Raw genomic sequence first — 18,158 nt, 5'->3', positions numbered from 1 at the left:
ATGAAAGCCAAGGATACACTCCTCTATCTCGATGGCGTGTCGGTCTCGTTTGACGGATTTCGCGCCATCAACAATCTGTCGCTCGTGCTCCAGGCCGGTGAAATGCGCGCAGTCATCGGCCCGAACGGCGCCGGCAAGACAACGATGATGGATATCATCACCGGCAAGACCCGCCCGGACACGGGCGACGTTTATTTCAAGGGCGAGATCGATCTTACCCGCCACGACGAGGCGGAAATCGCACTGCTCGGCATCGGCCGCAAGTTTCAGAAGCCGACTGTCTTTGAAAGCCACAGCGTCGAGGACAATCTTGTGCTTGCGCTGGCCGGCCCGCGCTCGGCCTTCTCGGCGCTGTTCCATCGCCAGAGCGCCGATGAGGCGGAACGGATCGACGACATTCTTCACACGATCCGGCTGCATTCCAAGCGGGACTGGCTGGCTGCAAATCTTTCGCACGGCCAGAAGCAGTGGCTGGAGATCGGCATGTTGCTCGCACAAGATCCGAAGCTGCTGCTCGTCGACGAGCCTGTCGCGGGCATGACGGATGCTGAAACGGCGGAAACCGCCAAGCTCCTGCGCGAAATTGCCAAGACGCGCTCGGTGCTGGTGGTCGAACACGACATGCATTTCGTGCGCGAACTCGACGTCAAGGTCACGTGCCTCCATGAAGGCTCGGTTCTGGCGGAAGGCTCGCTCGACTATGTCAGCAACGACCAGCGCGTCATTGAAGTTTACCTCGGACGATAGGAACATCATGCTCAGCGTTGAAAATGCCTCTCTCCACTATGGCGCCGCTCAGGCGCTGCGCGGCGTATCGCTGGAGGTCAAGCCGAAGTCGATCACCTGCGTTCTCGGTCGCAACGGAGTCGGCAAGACGAGCATGCTGCGGGCCATCGTCGGCCAGCACCCGCTGTCATCGGGATCGATACGCTTCGAAGGCGCGCCGATCGACCGGAAGCCGTCCTACGAGCGTGCCCGCGCCGGCATTGCCTTCGTTCCGCAAGGCCGCGAGATTTTTCCGCTGCTCACCGTCCGTGAAAATCTGGCAACCGGATTTGCCGCCGCCTCACGCGGCAATCGCACCGTGCCCGCGGAAGTGTACGAGCTGTTTCCGGTGCTGAAGACGATGCTGGGTCGCAGGGGCGGCGATCTTTCCGGTGGCCAGCAGCAGCAACTGGCAATCGGCCGTGCGCTGGTGACGCGGCCGAAATTGCTGGTGCTCGATGAACCGACCGAGGGTATCCAGCCATCGATCATCAAGGATATAGGCCGCGCTATCCAGTTTCTGCGCGATCAGGCCGGCCTCGCCATCCTCCTCGTCGAGCAGTATCTCGACTTCTGCCGCGAACTCGCCGACCATGTCTACATCATGGATCGCGGCGAGATCGTACATTCCGGCGATGCGCCGAGCCTCGACCGGCCGGAGGTCCGCAAGTTCCTGACAGTTTGAATTTGCCTTAGGTATTCGCTATGAGTGAATCCGAGGTTTGAAATTTTGATCGCCATTTGATAATATTGTCATGAAGAAATTAATTACAGTCGGTCTGCGCTGAAAGTACTTTCGCGTTTGCCTGTGAATGTTGCGGGACGCATCCGATCGAAAATCGCGCAATATGCGTCGAATCCTGGCGCGCAGGCGGCAAATGTTGTCTAGCTGCAGGGGGAGGACGGGCTATAGGCTACGCATAGGTGACTGGCGTGTCATATTTGACGAAGACGGAACTGTTCTGAGCATTCTTCAGATTGGACCGCGCGGCGGAATTTATGAATAGAGGTTGTTATGAATGAGATGACGATTTTCACGACGCCGAGCGGCGATGAAATGGTGGTCGTGCCGCGCGCGCATTACGAAAAGCTCGTGCACGATGCCGAGATGGCGCAGGATCTCGTTGCCTATGACGAAGTAAAGGCCCGGCTTGTCTCGGGCGAAGATGAACTTGTTCCCTCAGCAATTGCCGACCGCATACTTGCAGGTGAGAACAAGCTTCGGGTTTGGCGAGAATATCGCGGTCTGTCCAACCGTGAACTTGCTTCGGCGGCTGGCCTCAGCCCATCTTACATGTCCGACATTCAAAACGGCAAGAAGGAAGGCGGGTTGTCGGCCATGAAGAAGATTGCCGCTGTGCTGCGCGTCGATCTTGACGACCTGGTCTGACGGAAATGTTTGCTGCAGAAAACTTGCCTTGCTGACGACAGGTCAACATCGCTAGGTTCGCTCCGAAGGAGCAACCTTGATGATCGACAAGCTGGAATTTTTCATCGCGCTGGCGCGGCATCGGCATTTCGGTCGTGCCGCCGAGGAATGCGGCGTAACCCAGCCCACCTTGTCGGCCGCCATCCGTCAGCTCGAGGACACGCTCGGCGTCGTTCTCGTCCAGCGGGGCTCGCGCTTCAAGGGCCTTACGTCCGAAGGCCAGCGCGTTCTCGAATGGGCGCGGCGCATCGTTGGCGACACGCGCACCATGCGCGAGGAATTGCGCGCCGCCCGCCTTGGACTTGCCGGTCACGTAAAGATCGCGGCTATTCCGACCGCGCTTGCCATGGTGTCGCGGCTGACGACGCCTTTTCGGGAGAAGCACCCGGACGTGACGTTCTCGGTAACGTCGCGCACTTCGCTTGAAGTGCTGACGCTGCTCAGCAATTTCGAGATCGATGTCGGCATCAGCTATCTCGACAATGAGCCGCTCGGGCGTGTCACTTCGGTGCCGCTCTATACCGAGCGCTACCAGCTCATCACATCGGCCGGGAGTACCCACGCCGACCGGCAGTCCGTCACCTGGAGGGAGGTGGGGCAATTGCCGCTCTGCCTGCTCACCATGGACATGCAGAACCGCCGCCTTATCAACAAGCATTTGCAAGAGGCGGGAATCGAGGTCCATCCGACGCTCGAATCGAATTCGATGATCGTGCTGTTCTCGCATATCCGAACTGGTAAATGGGCGAGCATCATGCCGCTCAACCTTGCCGAGACGCTCGGATTTGCCGAACCGATCCGCGCCATCCCCATTGTCGAGCCCGATGCGCGCCACCTTGTCGGGCTCGTTGCGGCCGACCGCGAACCGCATACACCCCTGGTTTCGGCGCTTCTGCACGAAGCGCGGGCGCTTGCGCAAAGCCTGGACATGGTTTGATAGAAATCTTCTATCGAATGACGAGACTGCGATATTGATATATAATGCCATATTTGATCTGTTCTAAAGAACAGGGAGAAACATGAGGGAGGGCGCTGCACAGTATGCAGAGTGCAAGTACCGATATCGCCGAAAGGGCGATAGGCATAATCGATCAATTGAAGGGCAAAGAAGGCCCTCTGCTTCCGATCTTGCACGAGTTGCAGGCTGAGTTCGGCTATGTTCCAAGGGAAACGCTGCCGATCATCGCCAGCGCTCTCAATATTTCGCGCGCCGAGGTCCACGGCGTTTTCACATTCTATCACGACTACCGCGATCATCCGGCCGGGCGGCACGTTTTGAAACTGTGCCGGGCTGAATCCTGCCAGTCGATGGGCGGCGATGCGCTGGCCGATCGCGCCCGCGAGCTTCTTGGAATTGACTGGCATGGCACCACTCCTGATGGCGCCGTAACACTCGAACCGGTCTATTGCCTCGGTCTTTGCGCCTGCTCGCCTTCGGCGATGCTCGATGGTGAAGTGATTGGTCGCCTTGACGCAGAAAGGCTTGAAGAGATCGCGACGGAGGTGCGGCTATGACCGTCACCTTCTACGTTCCGCGCGATTCAGGCGCGCTCGCGCTCGGCGCCGAGCGGGTTGCAAAGGTTCTTCAGTCCGAAATCGACAGCCGCGGTCTCGATGCCCGCATCGTGCGCAATGGTTCGCGCGGCATGTACTGGCTTGAACCTTTGGTCGAGGTCGAAACCCTATCTGGCCGCGTGGCCTATGGTCCGGTCAAGGCGTCGGAGGTACCGGCATTGCTGGACAACGGGATGGGCGAGGGCAGGGTGCATCCGCTCTGGCTCGGCCTTACGGATCAGCTGCCGTTCCTGGCGCGACAGACACGACTGACCTTCGCTCGTTGCGGCATCATCGATCCCGTGTCGCTTGAGGATTACCGTGCCCACGACGGCCTCAAGGGCCTGGAAAACGCGCTTACGCTGGCACCGGCCGAGATCGTCGCCCAGGTGACGGAATCCGGACTGCGCGGCCGTGGCGGCGCAGGTTTCCCGACCGGCATCAAGTGGAAGACCGTGCTCGACACCGCAGGCGCGCAAAAATACATCGTCTGCAACGCCGATGAAGGCGATAGTGGCACCTTTGCCGACCGCATGATCATGGAAGGCGATCCTTTTGTCCTTATCGAGGGCATGACGATTGCCGGCATCGCCACTGGTGCGACCAAGGGCTATGTCTATATCCGCTCCGAGTATCCGCATGCGGTCGCGGTGATGAACGAGGCGGTCGAGGTTGCGCGCCGGGCGGGCGTGCTTGGAAAATCGGTGCTCGGGTCGCCCTATGCCTTCGACATGGAGGTGCGCGTTGGCGCCGGCGCCTATGTCTGCGGTGAAGAGACCGCCTTGCTCGAAAGCCTTGAAGGTCGCCGCGGCATCGTTCGTGCCAAGCCGCCGCTTCCCGCCCACAAGGGCCTTTTCGACCGTCCGACCGTCATCAACAATGTGATCTCGCTGGCCTCGGTCCCGGTCATTCTCGACAAGGGCGCCACCTTCTACAAGGATTTCGGTATGGGCCGGTCGCGCGGCACCATCCCGCTGCAGATCGCCGGCAACGTCAAGCATGGCGGCCTGTTCGAAACGGCATTCGGCCTGACGCTGGGTGACATCGTCGATGATATTGGCGGCGGCACGGCAAGCGGCCGCCCGGTAAAGGCGGTGCAGGTGGGCGGTCCGCTCGGTGCCTATTTCCCGCGCGAACTCTTCGATACGCCCTTCGACTACGAGGCGTTCGCGGCGAAGGACGGCCTTATCGGCCATGCCGGTCTCGTCGTTTTCGACGATACGGTCGACATGCTTAAGCAGGCGCGGTTCGCCATGGAATTCTGCGCGGTCGAATCCTGCGGCAAGTGTACGCCCTGCCGCATCGGTTCGACGCGCGGCGTCGAGGTGGTGGACCGCATCGCGGCCAATGTCGAACCCGAAAAACAGATCAAGGTTCTGACTGATTTATGTAATACAATGAAGTTCGGCTCGCTCTGTGCCCTTGGCGGTTTCACGCCCTATCCCGTCATGAGCGCGCTGACGCATTTTCCTGAAGATTTCCGGCCGGCGCCTGTCGCCCAGGCTGCGGAATAGGAGAAGACAATGTCCCTGATTCATGAAATCGATTACGGCACGCCCGCCTCGCGGTCCGAAAAGCTGGTCACTCTGACCATCGACGGAAACGAGGTGACTGTGCCGGAGGGCACTTCGATCATGCGCGCCGCCATGGAAGCCGGCATCGAGGTTCCTAAGCTCTGCGCCACGGATATGGTCGACGCTTTTGGTTCCTGCCGCCTGTGCCTCGTCGAGATCGAAGGTCGCGGTGGCACGCCCGCTTCCTGTACAACGCCCGCGATGCCAGGTCTGGTCGTCCATACCCAGACGTCGCGCCTGAAGGATATTCGCAAGGGCGTGATGGAGCTTTACATCTCCGATCACCCGCTCGACTGCCTCACCTGCGCCGCCAATGGCGATTGCCAGTTGCAGGACATGGCCGGTGCCGTCGGGCTCCGGGATGTTCGCTATGGCTATGAGGGCGAAAACCACGTTTTTGCCAGGGCGGGGACTGTCGCCAATGACCAGTGGCTGCCCAAGGACGAGTCCAACCCCTATTTCACCTATGATCCGTCGAAATGCATTGTCTGCTCGCTCTGCGTGCGCGCCTGCGAGGAAGTGCAAGGCACCTTTGCGCTGACGATCCAGGGCCGCGGCTTCGACAGCCGCGTGGCCGCTGGCCCGCATGACAGTTTCGTCGAAAGCGAATGCGTATCCTGCGGCGCCTGCGTGCAGGCCTGCCCTACCGCGACGCTGACGGAAAAGTCGGTGATCGAGATCGGTCAGCCCGAGCATTCGATGGTGACGACCTGTGCTTATTGCGGCGTCGGCTGCTCGTTCAAGGCCGAGATGCGCGGCGAAGAACTGGTGCGCATGGTGCCGTGGAAGGACGGCAAGGCCAATCGCGGTCACTCCTGCGTCAAGGGCCGTTTCGCTTACGGCTATGCGACACACAAGGACCGTATCCTCAACCCCATGATCCGCGAAAAGATCAGCGATCCGTGGCGCGAAGTCAGCTGGGACGAGGCCTACAAGCACGTCGCCAGCGAGTTTCGCCGCATCCAGTACCAGTATGGCCGTAACTCCGTCGGCGGCATCACCTCGTCGCGCTGCACCAATGAGGAAACCTACCTCGTGCAGAAGCTGGTGCGCGCCGGTTTGGGCAATAACAATGTCGATACCTGCGCTCGCGTCTGTCACTCGCCGACCGGCTATGGCCTGAAGCAGACGTTCGGCACTTCGGCCGGCACACAGGATTTCGACAGCGTCGAGCATACCGATGTCGTCATGATCATCGGCGCCAACCCGACCGATGGACATCCCGTCTTCGCCTCGCGTTTGAAAAAGCGTTTGCGCAAGGGCGCCAAGCTGATCATCGTTGACCCGCGCCGCATCGATCTTGTCCGCAGCCCGCACATCGAGGCCGCCTATCATCTGCCGCTGCGCCCCGGCACCAACGTGGCGGTCGTCACGTCGCTCGCGCATGTCATCATCACTGAAGGGCTTTTTGACGAGAGGTTCATCCGCGAGCGCTGCGACTGGGACGAATTCCAGGATTGGGCAGCTTTTGTCTCGTCTCCGGAACACAGCCCCGAAGCCACCCAGCAGATTTCGGGCGTCGATCCGCAAATGCTGCGCCAGGCTGCGCGCCTTTTCGCGACCGGCGGCAACGGCTCCATTTATTACGGTCTCGGCGTTACCGAGCACAGCCAAGGTTCGACGACGGTTATGGCCATCGCCAATCTTGCCATGGCGACCGGCAATATCGGACGCCAGGGCGTTGGCGTTAATCCCCTGCGCGGCCAGAACAACGTTCAGGGTTCCTGCGACATGGGCTCGTTCCCTCACGAGTTGCCGGGTTACCGCCACATCTCGGACGAATCGACCCGCGATATATTCGACAAGCTCTGGGGCGTGAAGCTCCAGGATGAACCCGGCCTGCGTATTCCGAACATGCTCGATGCCGCTGTCGATGGCAGCTTCAAGGGGCTCTATGTGCAGGGCGAGGATATCCTCCAGTCTGATCCGGACACCAAGCATGTTGCTGCGGGTCTCGCCGCGATGGAGTGCGTCGTCGTCCACGATCTCTTCCTCAACGAGACGGCCAACTACGCCCACGTCTTCCTGCCGGGTTCGACCTTCCTCGAAAAGGATGGGACGTTCACAAATGCCGAGCGTCGCATCAACCGCGTGCGCAAGGTGATGAGCCCGCTCAATGGCTATGCCGACTGGGAGGTTACGCAAAACCTCGCCAAGGCGATGGGGCTCGACTGGAACTACACGCATCCATCGCAGATCATGGACGAAGTTGCGCTGACGACGCCAAGCTTCGCCGGCGTATCCTATGAACTCCTCGAAAGAGAGGGATCGGTGCAGTGGCCGTGCAACGAAAAGGCGCCGCTTGGCACGCCCATCATGCATATTGACGGCTTCGCGCGCGGCAAGGGCAAATTTATCCGTACCGAATATGTCGCGACCGACGAGCGTACCGGGCCCCGCTTCCCGCTGCTTCTGACGACGGGGCGTATCCTGTCGCAGTACAATGTCGGTGCGCAGACGCGCCGGACCGACAATGTCGTCTGGCATGAAGAGGACCGCCTCGAGATCCACCCGCACGACGCCGAGCAGCGCGGCCTGCGCGATGGCGATTGGGTGAAGGTCGCAAGCCGTTCCGGCGAGACAACACTGCGCGCCCTGATCACCGATCGTGTGTCGCCCGGCGTCGTCTATACTACCTTCCATCACCCTTCGACGCAGGCCAACGTCATCACCACGGACTTTTCGGACTGGGCAACCAATTGTCCGGAATACAAGGTCACGGCGGTGCAGGTGGCTGTATCGAACGGTCCCAGCGACTGGCAGGTCAAATATGACGAGCAGGCGCGCCAAAGCCGCCGGATTGCGGCGACGCTCGACGCGGCAGAATAGCAATGAGCGAGCGGCCGACCCGGCTTTCCGTCCCGCGCATCATCCGTCGCCGTAAAGGCGCGGATGACAACTATGCGGTGGGAGGCCGGATTGTGCCCGAGGAAACGCCGATTGCCTTCAGCTATAACGGCACCACCCACGCTGTCATGATGGCGACACCCGCCGACATGGAGGATTTCGCCGTTGGGTTCAGCCTTTCCGAAGGGATTGTCTCGCAGCTTGGCGAGATCAGCGAAATTGCCGTCGAGGAACATAGTGAGGGTGTAGATGTCCAGCTGCGTCTTGCGACCGAAGCCGGGCAGGAATTGACGGACCGTCGCCGGCGCATGGCGGGTCCGGTCGGCTGCGGGCTGTGCGGCATTGAATCGATCGAGCAGGCGTTGAAGCCGGTCGCTTCGGTGGACAAGGTGCGCCTGACGCTGACGCCGCAGGAGATCGCCGATGCCATGACCTCCTTGTCGAAGCGCCAACCGCTCCACGGCGAAACAGGTGCGGTGCACGCGGCAGGCTTCTATGTGCCGGGGCAGGGCATCGTCGCGGTGCGTGAGGATGTTGGCCGGCATAATGCGCTCGACAAGCTCGCTGGCGCGCTCTGCAGGGCCGGTGTTGACGGCGAGAGCGGCGCGGTTGTCATCACCAGCCGGGTTTCGATTGAAATGGTCCAGAAGACCGCGATCATCGGCGCTTCGATGCTCATTGCCGTCTCTGCCCCGACTGCGCTGGCGGTTCGTACGGCTGAAGCCGCCGGCATGACGCTCGTTGCGCTGGTGCGCGGCGAAGAGTTCGATGTCTTCACCCGGCCGGAACGCATCCCGCATGTGCTGACGCAGGTGAAGACCAAGGCCGATGAGGCGGCAGCCACTGCCCCGGCAAAGGCCAATCCCGATTCCGCCGCATCCACACTTATTCAAAGTCCGACAGTTCAATTGGTGCAATATGGATAGTGAAAGCCACAAGTCGACGGAACAGAAACTGGTCTACATGGCCAATCAGATCGCGGGCTTCTTCCACACGCAGCCGAAGGACGAGGCGATTGTCGGCGTCGCCGAGCATATCAACCATTTCTGGGAGCCGCGCATGCGCACCCAGCTCTTCGCCATCCTCGACAAGGACGGCAACGGCCTGGATGATCTCGTCATCGCCGCCGCCAAGCATATCCGCAAGCCTGGATCGGTGGCCGCCTGAATTGTTATTGGGGACACACCGAGCGGGCATCGAAAGGCAAATCAGCCAACTCGTCGAGGCCCATCGCCTCGAGAACGGGATGCGATAACGGATCCCGTTGCCAGTTGAGGATTTCGCTGTCGCCGTGCACCCGCTTTGCGACAGCGGACTGCCAGAAGATGCGCATCAAAAAGAAAATCTTCACAATCGATCTCCGTAAGCTCGAGATTTGCGCTATTATTGGCCGAGCAATCAGCACGTGCAATCAAGATTGCCGATATTGGCGTGAAGAAAATCTACATGAAGAATCTCAACCGGTTTCATTTGAACGGACTGAAAGCCGTGGAAGCGATCGGGCGACTTGGCTCATTGCCGAAGGCGGCCGACGAACTCGGCGTCTCGATTAGTGCTGTCAGCCAGCAATTGATCCGCACGGAAGAACAGATCGGCCAGGCGATCTTCGAGCGTACGCGGTCCGGTCTGGTGCCGACGGGCTTCGGCCGCAGCCTGCTGCCACGCCTTGCCGATGGTTTTCAGCAAATTTCGCAGGCGGTCGCGCTTGCCGAGAGTACCGAACAGGTGCTGCTCCTGTCCGTCGCGCCCACTTTCGCCTCGAAATGGCTGGTGCCGCGGCTCGGGCGGTTGCGCGCTGCTTACCCCGATCTTAAAATCCGCATCGATCCGTCTCCGGGGCTGCTCGATCTCAACCGATCCGATATTGATCTTGCCATCAGGCTCGGCAGCGGTGACTGGCGCGACGGCGCGCCGGAACGCCTGCTGCCGCAATCCATGTTCCCCGTGTGCACTCCGGCCTTTGCCGCACGGCTGTCTTCGCCAGCCGACATCTTTCGCCAGCCCATCATCTGTTACGAAAATCCGATGTTCAGTTGGGATGAATGGCAGGTCGCGACGGGCCTTCAAGGGCCGCTGCCGTTTGACGGGCCGACCTTCTCCGATCCATGGCTCGCGCTGGAGGCGACGATCAGTGGGCAGGGCATCATGCTCGCCTGGGACCTGTTCGTTGAGGACAGCCTTGGCGACGGGAGGCTCGTCGCGCCGTTTCCGGCCCGGGTGCCGTCGCCTATCGCCTACTGGCTGGTTTCCCCGAAAAACCGCAAGCCGACGCCGCCGATGCTCCAGTTCCAGCGCTGGATCCGCACTGAAATTCAACAGGAGGGCGCTGCAGCTTCCGTATGATCTGTTGACAAGTTACGGCGAAGTTTGAACAGTGCCCAGCGTCGACATTGAGGGCCGGAATCTGCCGGTCCTGAGCGTTGGGAGGCCCTGATGTCCATGCGTGCTGTTTTCGGCTTTTCTCTCTTGGTTTTCAGTATGTTCGCAGCTTACACGCCAGCCGGGGCAGCAGAGACGAACCGTGATGTGGTCGTAACCAAGGACGGCGATTATTTCGGTTTCGATCTTCGAACGGAACAGGATGTTACCCAAGACCAATGTGAGGTTGTTTGCCTCGCTGATCGCACTTGCAAGGCTTTCACCTATAACCCCAAGGCCAGGTGGTGCTTTCTCAAGTCGGATTTCAAAGAGCTGAAGCCGGCGCCGGGATCGATTGCCGGCAAGGTCGTCGAAACGGCGGCAGAACCTGATATCGGAGCGCCGCCGAAGCTGCAATTCCTGTCGGATCAGCTCGTTCAGGAGGCGCGGCAGGTCAAGGGAGGCCTGACGGCGACGGACGCTCAGAAGGCGCAAGGCGTCGATGGCTTTCTGGCCGCCGCGCGGGGCGAGCTCGCTGCGGGCAATCTGGAAAATGCGCTGAACAACTTCAAGACGGCTCTCGCGTTGACCCCCGATGACAGCGCGCTCTGGATCGAGACGGCTCGCGCTGCCAATCGCGCCGAAAAGAACACCTATATTGCCGGCCAGGCCACGCTGGCGGCGCTGAACGGCTACCAGCTGACGCGCACGGCTTCGAGCCGTGCCGATGCGCTCGCCGCCCTCGCCGCAGCACTGCAGAACGCCGAGAATTATCGCGCTGCCCTCAGCGCCTACAAGGCCAGCCTCGAGCTTGTCTACGACAAGACGGTGGCGGCTGCTTATGCAGACTTGAAGGCCCGGCAAGGCTTCCGCGTTGTCAACCATACCATTGACGCGGACAGCGCGACGCCGCGCGCCTGCGTGCAGTTCTCCGAGCCTCTGGTGAAGATGGGCACGGACTACGCGCCGTTCGTCACGCTCAACAGGGCACCGCCAAAAGCCATGGAGGCGAGCGGCAGCGAGATTTGCGTGGAAGGTCTGGAACACGGCCAGCGCTACAAGCTCGCCCTGCGGCCCGGTCTGCCGTCCTCCGTTGGCGAGGCGCTGGAAGCACCTGTCGATCTTGACCTCTACATCCAGGATCGCTCCGCCATGGTGCGATTCACCGGTGACAATTTCGTGCTGCCGAGCACCGTCCGTCGTGGAATTCCCATCGTTTCGGTCAACACGGCGAGCGCCAATCTGAAGCTTTACCGTATCGGCGACCGTGGTCTTGCGCCGCTGATGACAAGCTCGCAATTCCTGACCCAGCTCGACGGCTACAACGCGCAGCGCCTGCAGGACGAATCGGGTGAACTCGTATGGCAGGGCGCGATCGACATTCAGTCTGAACTCAACAAGGACGTGGTTACGAGTTTCCCGGTTGATGAAGCACTGCCCCAGCGCAAGCCGGGCGTCTATGTGCTGACCGCCGTTTCGCCGGATTCGAAAGCCGAGGAGTGGGATGCACAGGCAACGCAGTGGTTCGTCGTCTCTGACATCGGTCTGACGACCTATGCCGGTACGGACGGGCTCAACGTTTTCGCCCGTTCGCTGGCGACAGCACAGCCGCTTATCGGTGTCGAATTGCAGCTTCTCGCCAAGAATAACGAGATCCTCGGCACGGCCACCACCGACACGGAGGGAAGGGCGACCTTCACCGCTGGGCTAATGCGCGGCACCTCAGCCACCGCACCCGCCGTAATCACCGCCAAGAACGGCGATGCTGACTACGTGTTCCTCGACATGACGCGCGCCGGCTTCGACCTCTCCGACCGCGGCGTGACAGGCCGCGCCGCCCCCGGCGCAATCGACATATTAGCCTGGACGGAACGCGGCATCTATCGCGCCGGCGAGACGGTGCATGCCTCGGCATTGGCGCGTGACAACGCCGCCAACGCCATCGAAAAACTGCCGCTTACATTTATCTTCAAGCGCCCCGACGGGGTCGAAGACCGCCGCATGGTCAGCGACGGAGCGAATCTCGGCGGCCATACGCTCGATCTCGCGCTCCAGCCCAATTCCATGCGCGGCACCTGGACCATGCAGATCTTTACCGATCCAAAGGCATCGCCCCTCGCGGAAAAGCAGTTTCTGGTGGAGGACTTCGTGCCGGACCGGGTCGAATTCGACCTGACCAGCGATGCAAAATCGATCGAGATCGACCAGCCGACGCCAGTCAAGGTCGATGGGCGCTATCTCTACGGCGCTCCGGCCGCGGGGCTCAATCTCGAAGGCGAGATCGCCCTGAAGCCGACGCATGAAAGCGCCGACTTCAAGGGCTATTCCTTCGGTCTTGCCGATGAAGAGGTCAGTGAGGACTCGCGTATTCCGCTGGAGGATCTGCAGCCGCTGGACGATGCCGGCAAGGGCACCTTCGATGTCCTGATCAGCGACGCACCCTCGACAACGCAGCTTCTCAATGCCGACATTGTCGTGCGTATGCAGGAGGCAGGCGGCCGCGCCGTCGAGCGGACGCTGACGCTTCCCGTCAAGCCGGCAGGACCGATGATCGGGATCAAGGCGGAATTTGCCGGCGACCTGCCGGAAAACTCGGTTGCGAAATTCCATGTGATCGGCATCGACCAGAACAACCAGAAGCAGGCGATGCAGGGTCTCGAATGGAAACTGGTCAGCGTCGAGCGCAACTATCAATGGTATCGCGACGGCAATTCATGGAAATACGAGCCGATTCTTTCGACGAAGCAAGTCGCGAGCGGACAAGTGAACACGACAATCGACGGCGCGGAGATTTCGGTGCCCGTCACCTGGGGCCGTTTCCGGCTCGAGGTTGAAACCACCGCTGCGGACGGCCCTACATCGAGCGTCGAATTCGACGCGGGTTACTATGTCGCCGCAACATCGACGGAAACGCCGGACGGCCTCGAAATCGCTCTCGACAAGTCGAATTATGCGCCCGGGGAAACGGCGAAACTCAAGGTGTCGCCGCGCTTTGCCGGTGAACTTCTCATCGCCGTTGGCGCAGACAATCTCCTCCTCACCAAGCGCGCCAACATACCTGCCGAAGGTGGCGAAGTCGAAATTCCGGTCACTGCCGATTGGGGCGCTGGCGCCTATGTCACGGCAACTCTGTTCCGCCCGGGCAACGACCAGGAAAGCCACATGCCGATGCGCGCCATCGGTGTCAAATGGCTGGGGGTCAATCCGGGCGATCGCAACCTTGCCGTCAAGCTCGACGTCGTACCAAAGACGGAGCCCCGCAAACCGCTCAACATCGCGCTGCAGGTCACCGGTGCGGGGGCAAATGAAAATGCATTTGTCACCGTCGCTGCCGTTGACGTTGGCATTCTCAATCTCACGCGCTACGAAGCCCCCAACCCCGATGCATGGTATTTCGGACAGCGCGAACTCGGCATCGAAATTCGCGATCTCTACGGGCGCCTCATCGATGGTTCGCAGGGCGTGACCGGCAAGCTGCGCACTGGCGGCGACGGTGCGCAGATGCCGATGCAGGGGAGCCCGCCGACCGAAAAGCTTGTCGCCTTCTTCTCGGGTCCGGTAAAACTCGACCCGCAAGGCAAGGCCAATGTCAGCTTCGACATACCGCAGTTCAACGGCACGGCCCGTATCATGGCAGTCGCCTGGTCGAAGGCCGGGGTAGGCCATGCCACGTCTGATGTGATCATCCGCGATCCCGTCGTCGTGACGGCGAGCATGCCGAAGTTCCTCGCCCCCGGCGACAGGTCGTCGCTTCGGCTCGACATCGCCAACACCGACGCACCGGCCGGCGATTATCAGCTGCAGGTAACGACCAATCCGGTCGTCAGTGTCGAAGCGGCGAACGCCTCGCAGACCATCAACCTGCCCGCCGGTGGCAAATTCGACATTACCCTGCCGCTAAAGGGAGAACACCCGGGCGACGGCGTCGTTTCGGTGAAGCTTTCGAACGCGGCCGGCCTGTCGCTCGAACAATCCTTGAATGTTCCGGTACGCGCGGCAACGCTGCCGGTCACTGTACGCAAGCCAATCAAGATCGCACCGAACAGCACGCTGAAGGTGGATGGCGAATTGCTGGCGGGCAGCATCCTGCAAGGAGCTTCGGTGAGCCTTAACGTGACGCGTTCGGCTGCCTTCGACATTCCGGCGCTGTTGATGACGCTCGATCGCTACCCCTATGGCTGCGCCGAGCAGACGACGAGCCGGGCATTGCCGCTGCTTTACATGAGCGAACTCGCCAAGCAGTCGGGAATTGCGGAGGATACGGACGTGCAAAAGCGCGTCCAGGACGCGATCTACCGCGTGCTGTCCTACCAGTCATCTTCAGGCAGCTTCGGCCTCTGGAGCCCCGGCTCGGGCGATTTGTGGCTCGATGCCTATGTAACCGACTTCCTCACCCGCGCCCGCGAACAGAAATACGAGGTGCCGGAACAGGCACTGGTGCAGGCGCTGGAAAACCTGCAGAATTCGCTGAGCTATGACGTCAGCGTCAAGGACAAGGGCAATGAGATTGCCTATGCGCTCTACGTGCTTGCGCGCAACCGCAAGGCGGCCATCAGCGACCTGCGCTATTATGCCGACACGAAACTTGCCGAGTTCCCAACGCCGTTGGCGCGGGCGCATCTCGCCGCCGCCCTCTCGCTCTATGGCGATGCGCAGCGTTCACAAAGCATCTTCACCGATGCACTGCAGCAGTCCACACTCGTTACCAATGTCAGCCTCGCGCGCTCCGACTATGGTTCATCGCTTCGCGACGATGCTGCCGTCCTTGCCCTTGCCGCAGAAAGCCGCCCGGTCCCGCCGATCATTCCGCAATTGTCGAAGATCGTCGCCAGCGAGTGGGAGCGCAAGACCTATACGAGCACGCAGGAACAGACGTGGATGCTGCTGGCGGCGCGTGCCATCCAGGGCGGCGATCAGGATTTGAAGCTTGACGTGAACGGCACGGCGCGGACCGGCGGCTATGTCGCGCGCCTGAGCGGTGACGAGCTCCTCGCCCAGCCCGTCTCGATCACCAACACATCGGCGGAACCGGTCTCCGCAGTCCTGACGACCCTCGCGTCGCCGGCGCAGCCATTGCCGGCGGGCGGCAATGGCTTTGGCATCGAGCGCACCTACTACACGCTGGACGGCCAGGAGGCCAATGCCAGCGAGGCCAAGCAGAACGAGCGCTATGTCGTGGTGCTGAAGGTGACCCAGAACAATAGCTGGCCGTCACGCGTCCTCATCACCGACCTTCTGCCGGCTGGCTTCGAGATCGACAATCCCGGCCTCGTCAACAGCGCCAGCCTGTCGAATTTCGACTGGATCGGCGAAGTCGAAGCTGCCCATACGGAATTTCGCAGTGATCGCTTCGTTGCGGCCTTCGACCGCGCCAACGGCGACACTGGCGAGATAACGCTTGCCTATGTGGTGCGCGCCGTAACCCCCGGCACCTATGATCATCCGGCAGCGAGCGTAGAGGACATGTATCGTCCGCAGTTCTCGGCGCGCACTGCCACCGGCCGCATGGAGGTCGTCGCAGGACAATAATGTCGATCTGGCGCAAACTGTGCATCGGCATGGCGGCCAACCTGGCTTTGGCTACGACGCTGGCGTTTGGCCTTGATGCAGCCGATCGCGCTTATCCGCCGCCTTTGCAGAAGGCCCGCGACATCTCCCCGGAGGTCCTTGACGCTGACGGGCAGTTGCTTCGTGCATTTGCAACACCTGGTGGGCATTGGCGGCTGGGCACAAAAGCCACGGATGTCGATCCGCAATTCGTGCGGATGCTCATCGCCTATGAGGACCAGCGCTTCTGGCAGCATCGCGGTATAGATCCGATCGCGCTCGCCCGTGCTGCCGTACAGCTTGTCGCCAATGGCCGCATTGTATCGGGCGCTTCGACACTCTCCATGCAGGTGGCAAGGCTGATCGAGCCAAGAGAAGGGCGCTCGCTGACCGCCAAGGTGCAGCAACTCGTTCGTGCGCTGCAGATCGAGCGACGCCTCAGCAAGGCCGAGATACTCGATCTTTACCTGACGCTCGCGCCCTATGGCGGCAATCTGGAAGGCGTGCGCGCGGCAAGCCTCGCATATTTCGGCAAGGAACCGCGCCGCCTGACTGTGGCGCAAGCGGCGCTTCTCGTCGCTCTGCCGCAATTGCCCGAACGGCGCCGGCCGGACCGCAACCTTGCGCTTGCCGAGGCGGCGCGTTCGCGCGTCCTGCACCGGATGGCGGTTGAAAAGGTCGTCGGCGATGGAGAGGCGGAGCGCGCCGAACTCGCATCGATCCCGGCGCAAAGATTGCAGCTGCCGGCCTATGCTGCCCATCTCGCCGAAGCCGCAAGGCGCAAGGAGCCGGACACGCTCCGGCACATGACCACGCTGCGGCGGCCGGTCCAGCAGGGGCTCGAAGGCGTGGCGAAGGACTTTGCTGCACGGCTCGGGGCGAAAGTATCCGTTGCCATGGTAATGGCGGATGTGCGCACCGGCGAGATTGTCGGCGAGGTCGGATCCGCCAGTTACTTCGATGCCAGCCGTTCCGGCTGGATCGACATGACGCGCATCAACCGTTCGCCCGGATCGACGCTAAAGCCGTTTATTTACGGGCTCGCCTTTGAGGACGGCCTCGTCAGCCAGGAGACGATCATCGAAGACCGGCCGGCCGATTTCTTCGGCTACCGACCGCGCAATTTCGATATGAGCTATCAGGGCGATGTCAGCATCAGGCAGGCGTTGCAGCTCTCGCTCAACGTTCCAGCAGTGCGCCTTCTCGATGCGGTTGGCCCGGCGCGGCTGATGATGCGCTTTCGCCGCTCCGAAATCAGGCCGGTCCTGCCGCCGAATGAAGCGCCCGGGCTTGCCATCGGTCTCGGCGGCGTCGGCATAACGCTGAAGGATCTTGTCCAGCTCTATGCAGGGCTTGCCAACCGGGGCAGGCCCGTCCGTCTTGGCGACGGCATTCAGGACAAGCCTGGGCAAATCATGGCCGAACCGCTGCTCGAGCCGGTGGCGGCATGGAACGTCGCGGACGTCCTCTCGGGCGTCATGCCTCCACTCGGCGCCGGCCAGCGTGGCATCGCCTACAAGACCGGTACCAGCTACGGATACCGTGATGCCTGGTCGGTGGGTTTCGATGGCAATTATGTGCTCGGTGTCTGGGTGGGCAGGCCCGACAATGGCGCGGTTCCGGGACTCACCGGTTTCGGGTCGGCAGCACCGATCCTTTTTGAGGGCTTCGCCAAATCCGGCGTCGCCATTACACCGCTGCCTCCAGCACCTGCCGGTGCAGCACGCATCGCACAGGCGCAACTGCCGATCAGCCAGCGACGATTCTCGGTAACGTCGAGCGGCCTCGTCACAGCATCGACGCGGGAGCCGGCGCCGCAAATCGTCTATCCGCCCGAAGGAGCAAGGGTTGATCTCGGTGCAAAGGCGGACGGCGAAATCATGCCGTTGGCATTGAAGCTGCAAGGCGGTCGCGCCCCGTTCCGCTGGCTTGCGAATGGCAAGCCGTTGCCGGAAACATCGCGCCGCCGCGTCAATCAATGGCTGCCGGATGGCGGGGGTTTTTCGACGCTCACCGTCATCGATGCAGCCGGACGGGCAGCGAGCGTTCGCGTCTTTGTTGATTGAATCGAAAAGGGCGGCGTC

The 18,158-nt window shown here is 61.3% G+C and carries 13 protein-coding genes; 12 read left to right on the top strand and 1 reads right to left on the bottom strand.

Annotated elements, in window-relative coordinates:
* The 9 genes from urtD to BM074_RS02655 all read left to right on the top strand — a co-directional run bounded on the left by urtD (position 1) and on the right by BM074_RS02655 (position 9,336).
* Positions 1-747: an urea ABC transporter ATP-binding protein UrtD gene (gene urtD, locus BM074_RS02700; RefSeq protein WP_091919575.1), complete on the top strand. Its 747-nt coding sequence runs from the start codon at positions 1-3 to the stop codon at positions 745-747.
* A gap of 7 nt (positions 748-754) precedes the next feature.
* A complete protein-coding gene (gene urtE, locus BM074_RS02695; RefSeq protein ID WP_027230177.1) occupies positions 755-1,450 on the top strand; it encodes an urea ABC transporter ATP-binding subunit UrtE in 696 nt (231 codons plus the stop codon).
* Positions 1,451-1,789: 339 nt separating this feature from the next.
* Positions 1,790-2,155, top strand: a complete 366-nt coding sequence (locus tag BM074_RS02685) for a helix-turn-helix domain-containing protein (protein ID WP_091921400.1) — start codon at positions 1,790-1,792, stop codon at positions 2,153-2,155.
* Positions 2,156-2,234: 79 nt separating this feature from the next.
* A complete protein-coding gene (locus tag BM074_RS02680) occupies positions 2,235-3,131 on the top strand; it encodes a LysR family transcriptional regulator (RefSeq protein WP_027230176.1) in 897 nt (298 codons plus the stop codon).
* A 104-nt stretch (positions 3,132-3,235) separates the two neighbouring features.
* Positions 3,236-3,709: a formate dehydrogenase subunit gamma gene (locus BM074_RS02675; RefSeq protein ID WP_091919573.1), complete on the top strand. Its 474-nt coding sequence runs from the start codon at positions 3,236-3,238 to the stop codon at positions 3,707-3,709.
* The gene (locus BM074_RS02670; RefSeq protein ID WP_091919572.1) at positions 3,706-5,262 is read left to right on the top strand and encodes a formate dehydrogenase beta subunit; all 1,557 of its coding nucleotides are present in this window, start codon (positions 3,706-3,708) and stop codon (positions 5,260-5,262) included. The genes BM074_RS02675 and BM074_RS02670 overlap by 4 nt, the downstream gene beginning before the upstream one ends.
* A gap of 9 nt (positions 5,263-5,271) precedes the next feature.
* Positions 5,272-8,151 (top strand): formate dehydrogenase subunit alpha, encoded by a 2,880-nt coding sequence (gene fdhF, locus BM074_RS02665; protein ID WP_027230173.1) that lies wholly within the window; start codon positions 5,272-5,274, stop codon positions 8,149-8,151.
* 2 nt (positions 8,152-8,153) lie between these two features.
* Positions 8,154-9,095 (top strand): formate dehydrogenase accessory sulfurtransferase FdhD, encoded by a 942-nt coding sequence (gene fdhD, locus BM074_RS02660; RefSeq protein WP_091919570.1) that lies wholly within the window; start codon positions 8,154-8,156, stop codon positions 9,093-9,095.
* Complete coding sequence (locus BM074_RS02655; protein ID WP_027230171.1) at positions 9,088-9,336, top strand: formate dehydrogenase subunit delta; 249 nt, start codon at positions 9,088-9,090, stop codon at positions 9,334-9,336. The genes fdhD and BM074_RS02655 overlap by 8 nt, the downstream gene beginning before the upstream one ends.
* Before the next feature lie 4 nt (positions 9,337-9,340).
* Here BM074_RS02655 and BM074_RS02650 read toward each other — a convergent pair whose 3' ends face one another.
* A complete protein-coding gene (locus BM074_RS02650; RefSeq protein WP_091919568.1) occupies positions 9,341-9,520 on the bottom strand; it encodes a hypothetical protein in 180 nt (59 codons plus the stop codon).
* A 95-nt stretch (positions 9,521-9,615) separates the two neighbouring features.
* Here BM074_RS02650 and BM074_RS02645 point away from each other — a divergent pair, with 95 nt between their 5' ends.
* The 3 genes from BM074_RS02645 (at position 9,616) to pbpC (ending at position 18,140) form a co-directional block, all read left to right on the top strand.
* Complete coding sequence (locus tag BM074_RS02645) at positions 9,616-10,512, top strand: LysR substrate-binding domain-containing protein (protein ID WP_091921398.1); 897 nt, start codon at positions 9,616-9,618, stop codon at positions 10,510-10,512.
* A 96-nt stretch (positions 10,513-10,608) separates the two neighbouring features.
* On the top strand, positions 10,609-16,056 hold the full coding sequence (locus BM074_RS02640; protein WP_091921396.1) for an alpha-2-macroglobulin family protein: 5,448 nt from the start codon (positions 10,609-10,611) through the stop codon (positions 16,054-16,056).
* Positions 16,056-18,140, top strand: coding sequence for a penicillin-binding protein 1C (gene pbpC / locus BM074_RS02635; RefSeq protein WP_091919566.1), 2,085 nt, complete (start codon positions 16,056-16,058; stop codon positions 18,138-18,140). Before BM074_RS02640 ends, pbpC begins: the two co-directional genes overlap by 1 nt.
* The last annotated feature ends 18 nt before the right edge of the window (positions 18,141-18,158 follow it).

It is taken from the genome of Phyllobacterium sp. CL33Tsu (genome assembly GCF_900113985.1).
Classification (GTDB): Bacteria; Pseudomonadota; Alphaproteobacteria; order Rhizobiales; family Rhizobiaceae; genus Phyllobacterium; species Phyllobacterium pellucidum.
The sequence above is the reverse complement of the archived record's forward strand: the minus strand, read 5'-3'. Positions and strand labels throughout refer to the sequence as shown.

What these genes read in the sequence shown, in the direction of transcription:
- urtD (WP_091919575.1), top strand. Translation starts at nt 1, where the DNA reads ATGAAAGCCAAGGATACACTCCTCTATCTCGATGGCGTGTCGGTCTCG.
- BM074_RS02675 (WP_091919573.1), top strand. Translation starts at nt 3,236, where the DNA reads ATGCAGAGTGCAAGTACCGATATCGCCGAAAGGGCGATAGGCATAATC.
- fdhD (WP_091919570.1), top strand. Translation starts at nt 8,154, where the DNA reads ATGAGCGAGCGGCCGACCCGGCTTTCCGTCCCGCGCATCATCCGTCGC.
- BM074_RS02655 (WP_027230171.1), top strand. Translation starts at nt 9,088, where the DNA reads ATGGATAGTGAAAGCCACAAGTCGACGGAACAGAAACTGGTCTACATG.
- urtE (WP_027230177.1), top strand. Translation starts at nt 755, where the DNA reads ATGCTCAGCGTTGAAAATGCCTCTCTCCACTATGGCGCCGCTCAGGCG.
- BM074_RS02640 (WP_091921396.1), top strand. Translation starts at nt 10,609, where the DNA reads ATGCGTGCTGTTTTCGGCTTTTCTCTCTTGGTTTTCAGTATGTTCGCA.
- BM074_RS02685 (WP_091921400.1), top strand. Translation starts at nt 1,790, where the DNA reads ATGACGATTTTCACGACGCCGAGCGGCGATGAAATGGTGGTCGTGCCG.
- BM074_RS02670 (WP_091919572.1), top strand. Translation starts at nt 3,706, where the DNA reads ATGACCGTCACCTTCTACGTTCCGCGCGATTCAGGCGCGCTCGCGCTC.
- BM074_RS02645 (WP_091921398.1), top strand. Translation starts at nt 9,616, where the DNA reads ATGAAGAATCTCAACCGGTTTCATTTGAACGGACTGAAAGCCGTGGAA.
- BM074_RS02680 (WP_027230176.1), top strand. Translation starts at nt 2,235, where the DNA reads ATGATCGACAAGCTGGAATTTTTCATCGCGCTGGCGCGGCATCGGCAT.
- pbpC (WP_091919566.1), top strand. Translation starts at nt 16,056, where the DNA reads ATGTCGATCTGGCGCAAACTGTGCATCGGCATGGCGGCCAACCTGGCT.
- fdhF (WP_027230173.1), top strand. Translation starts at nt 5,272, where the DNA reads ATGTCCCTGATTCATGAAATCGATTACGGCACGCCCGCCTCGCGGTCC.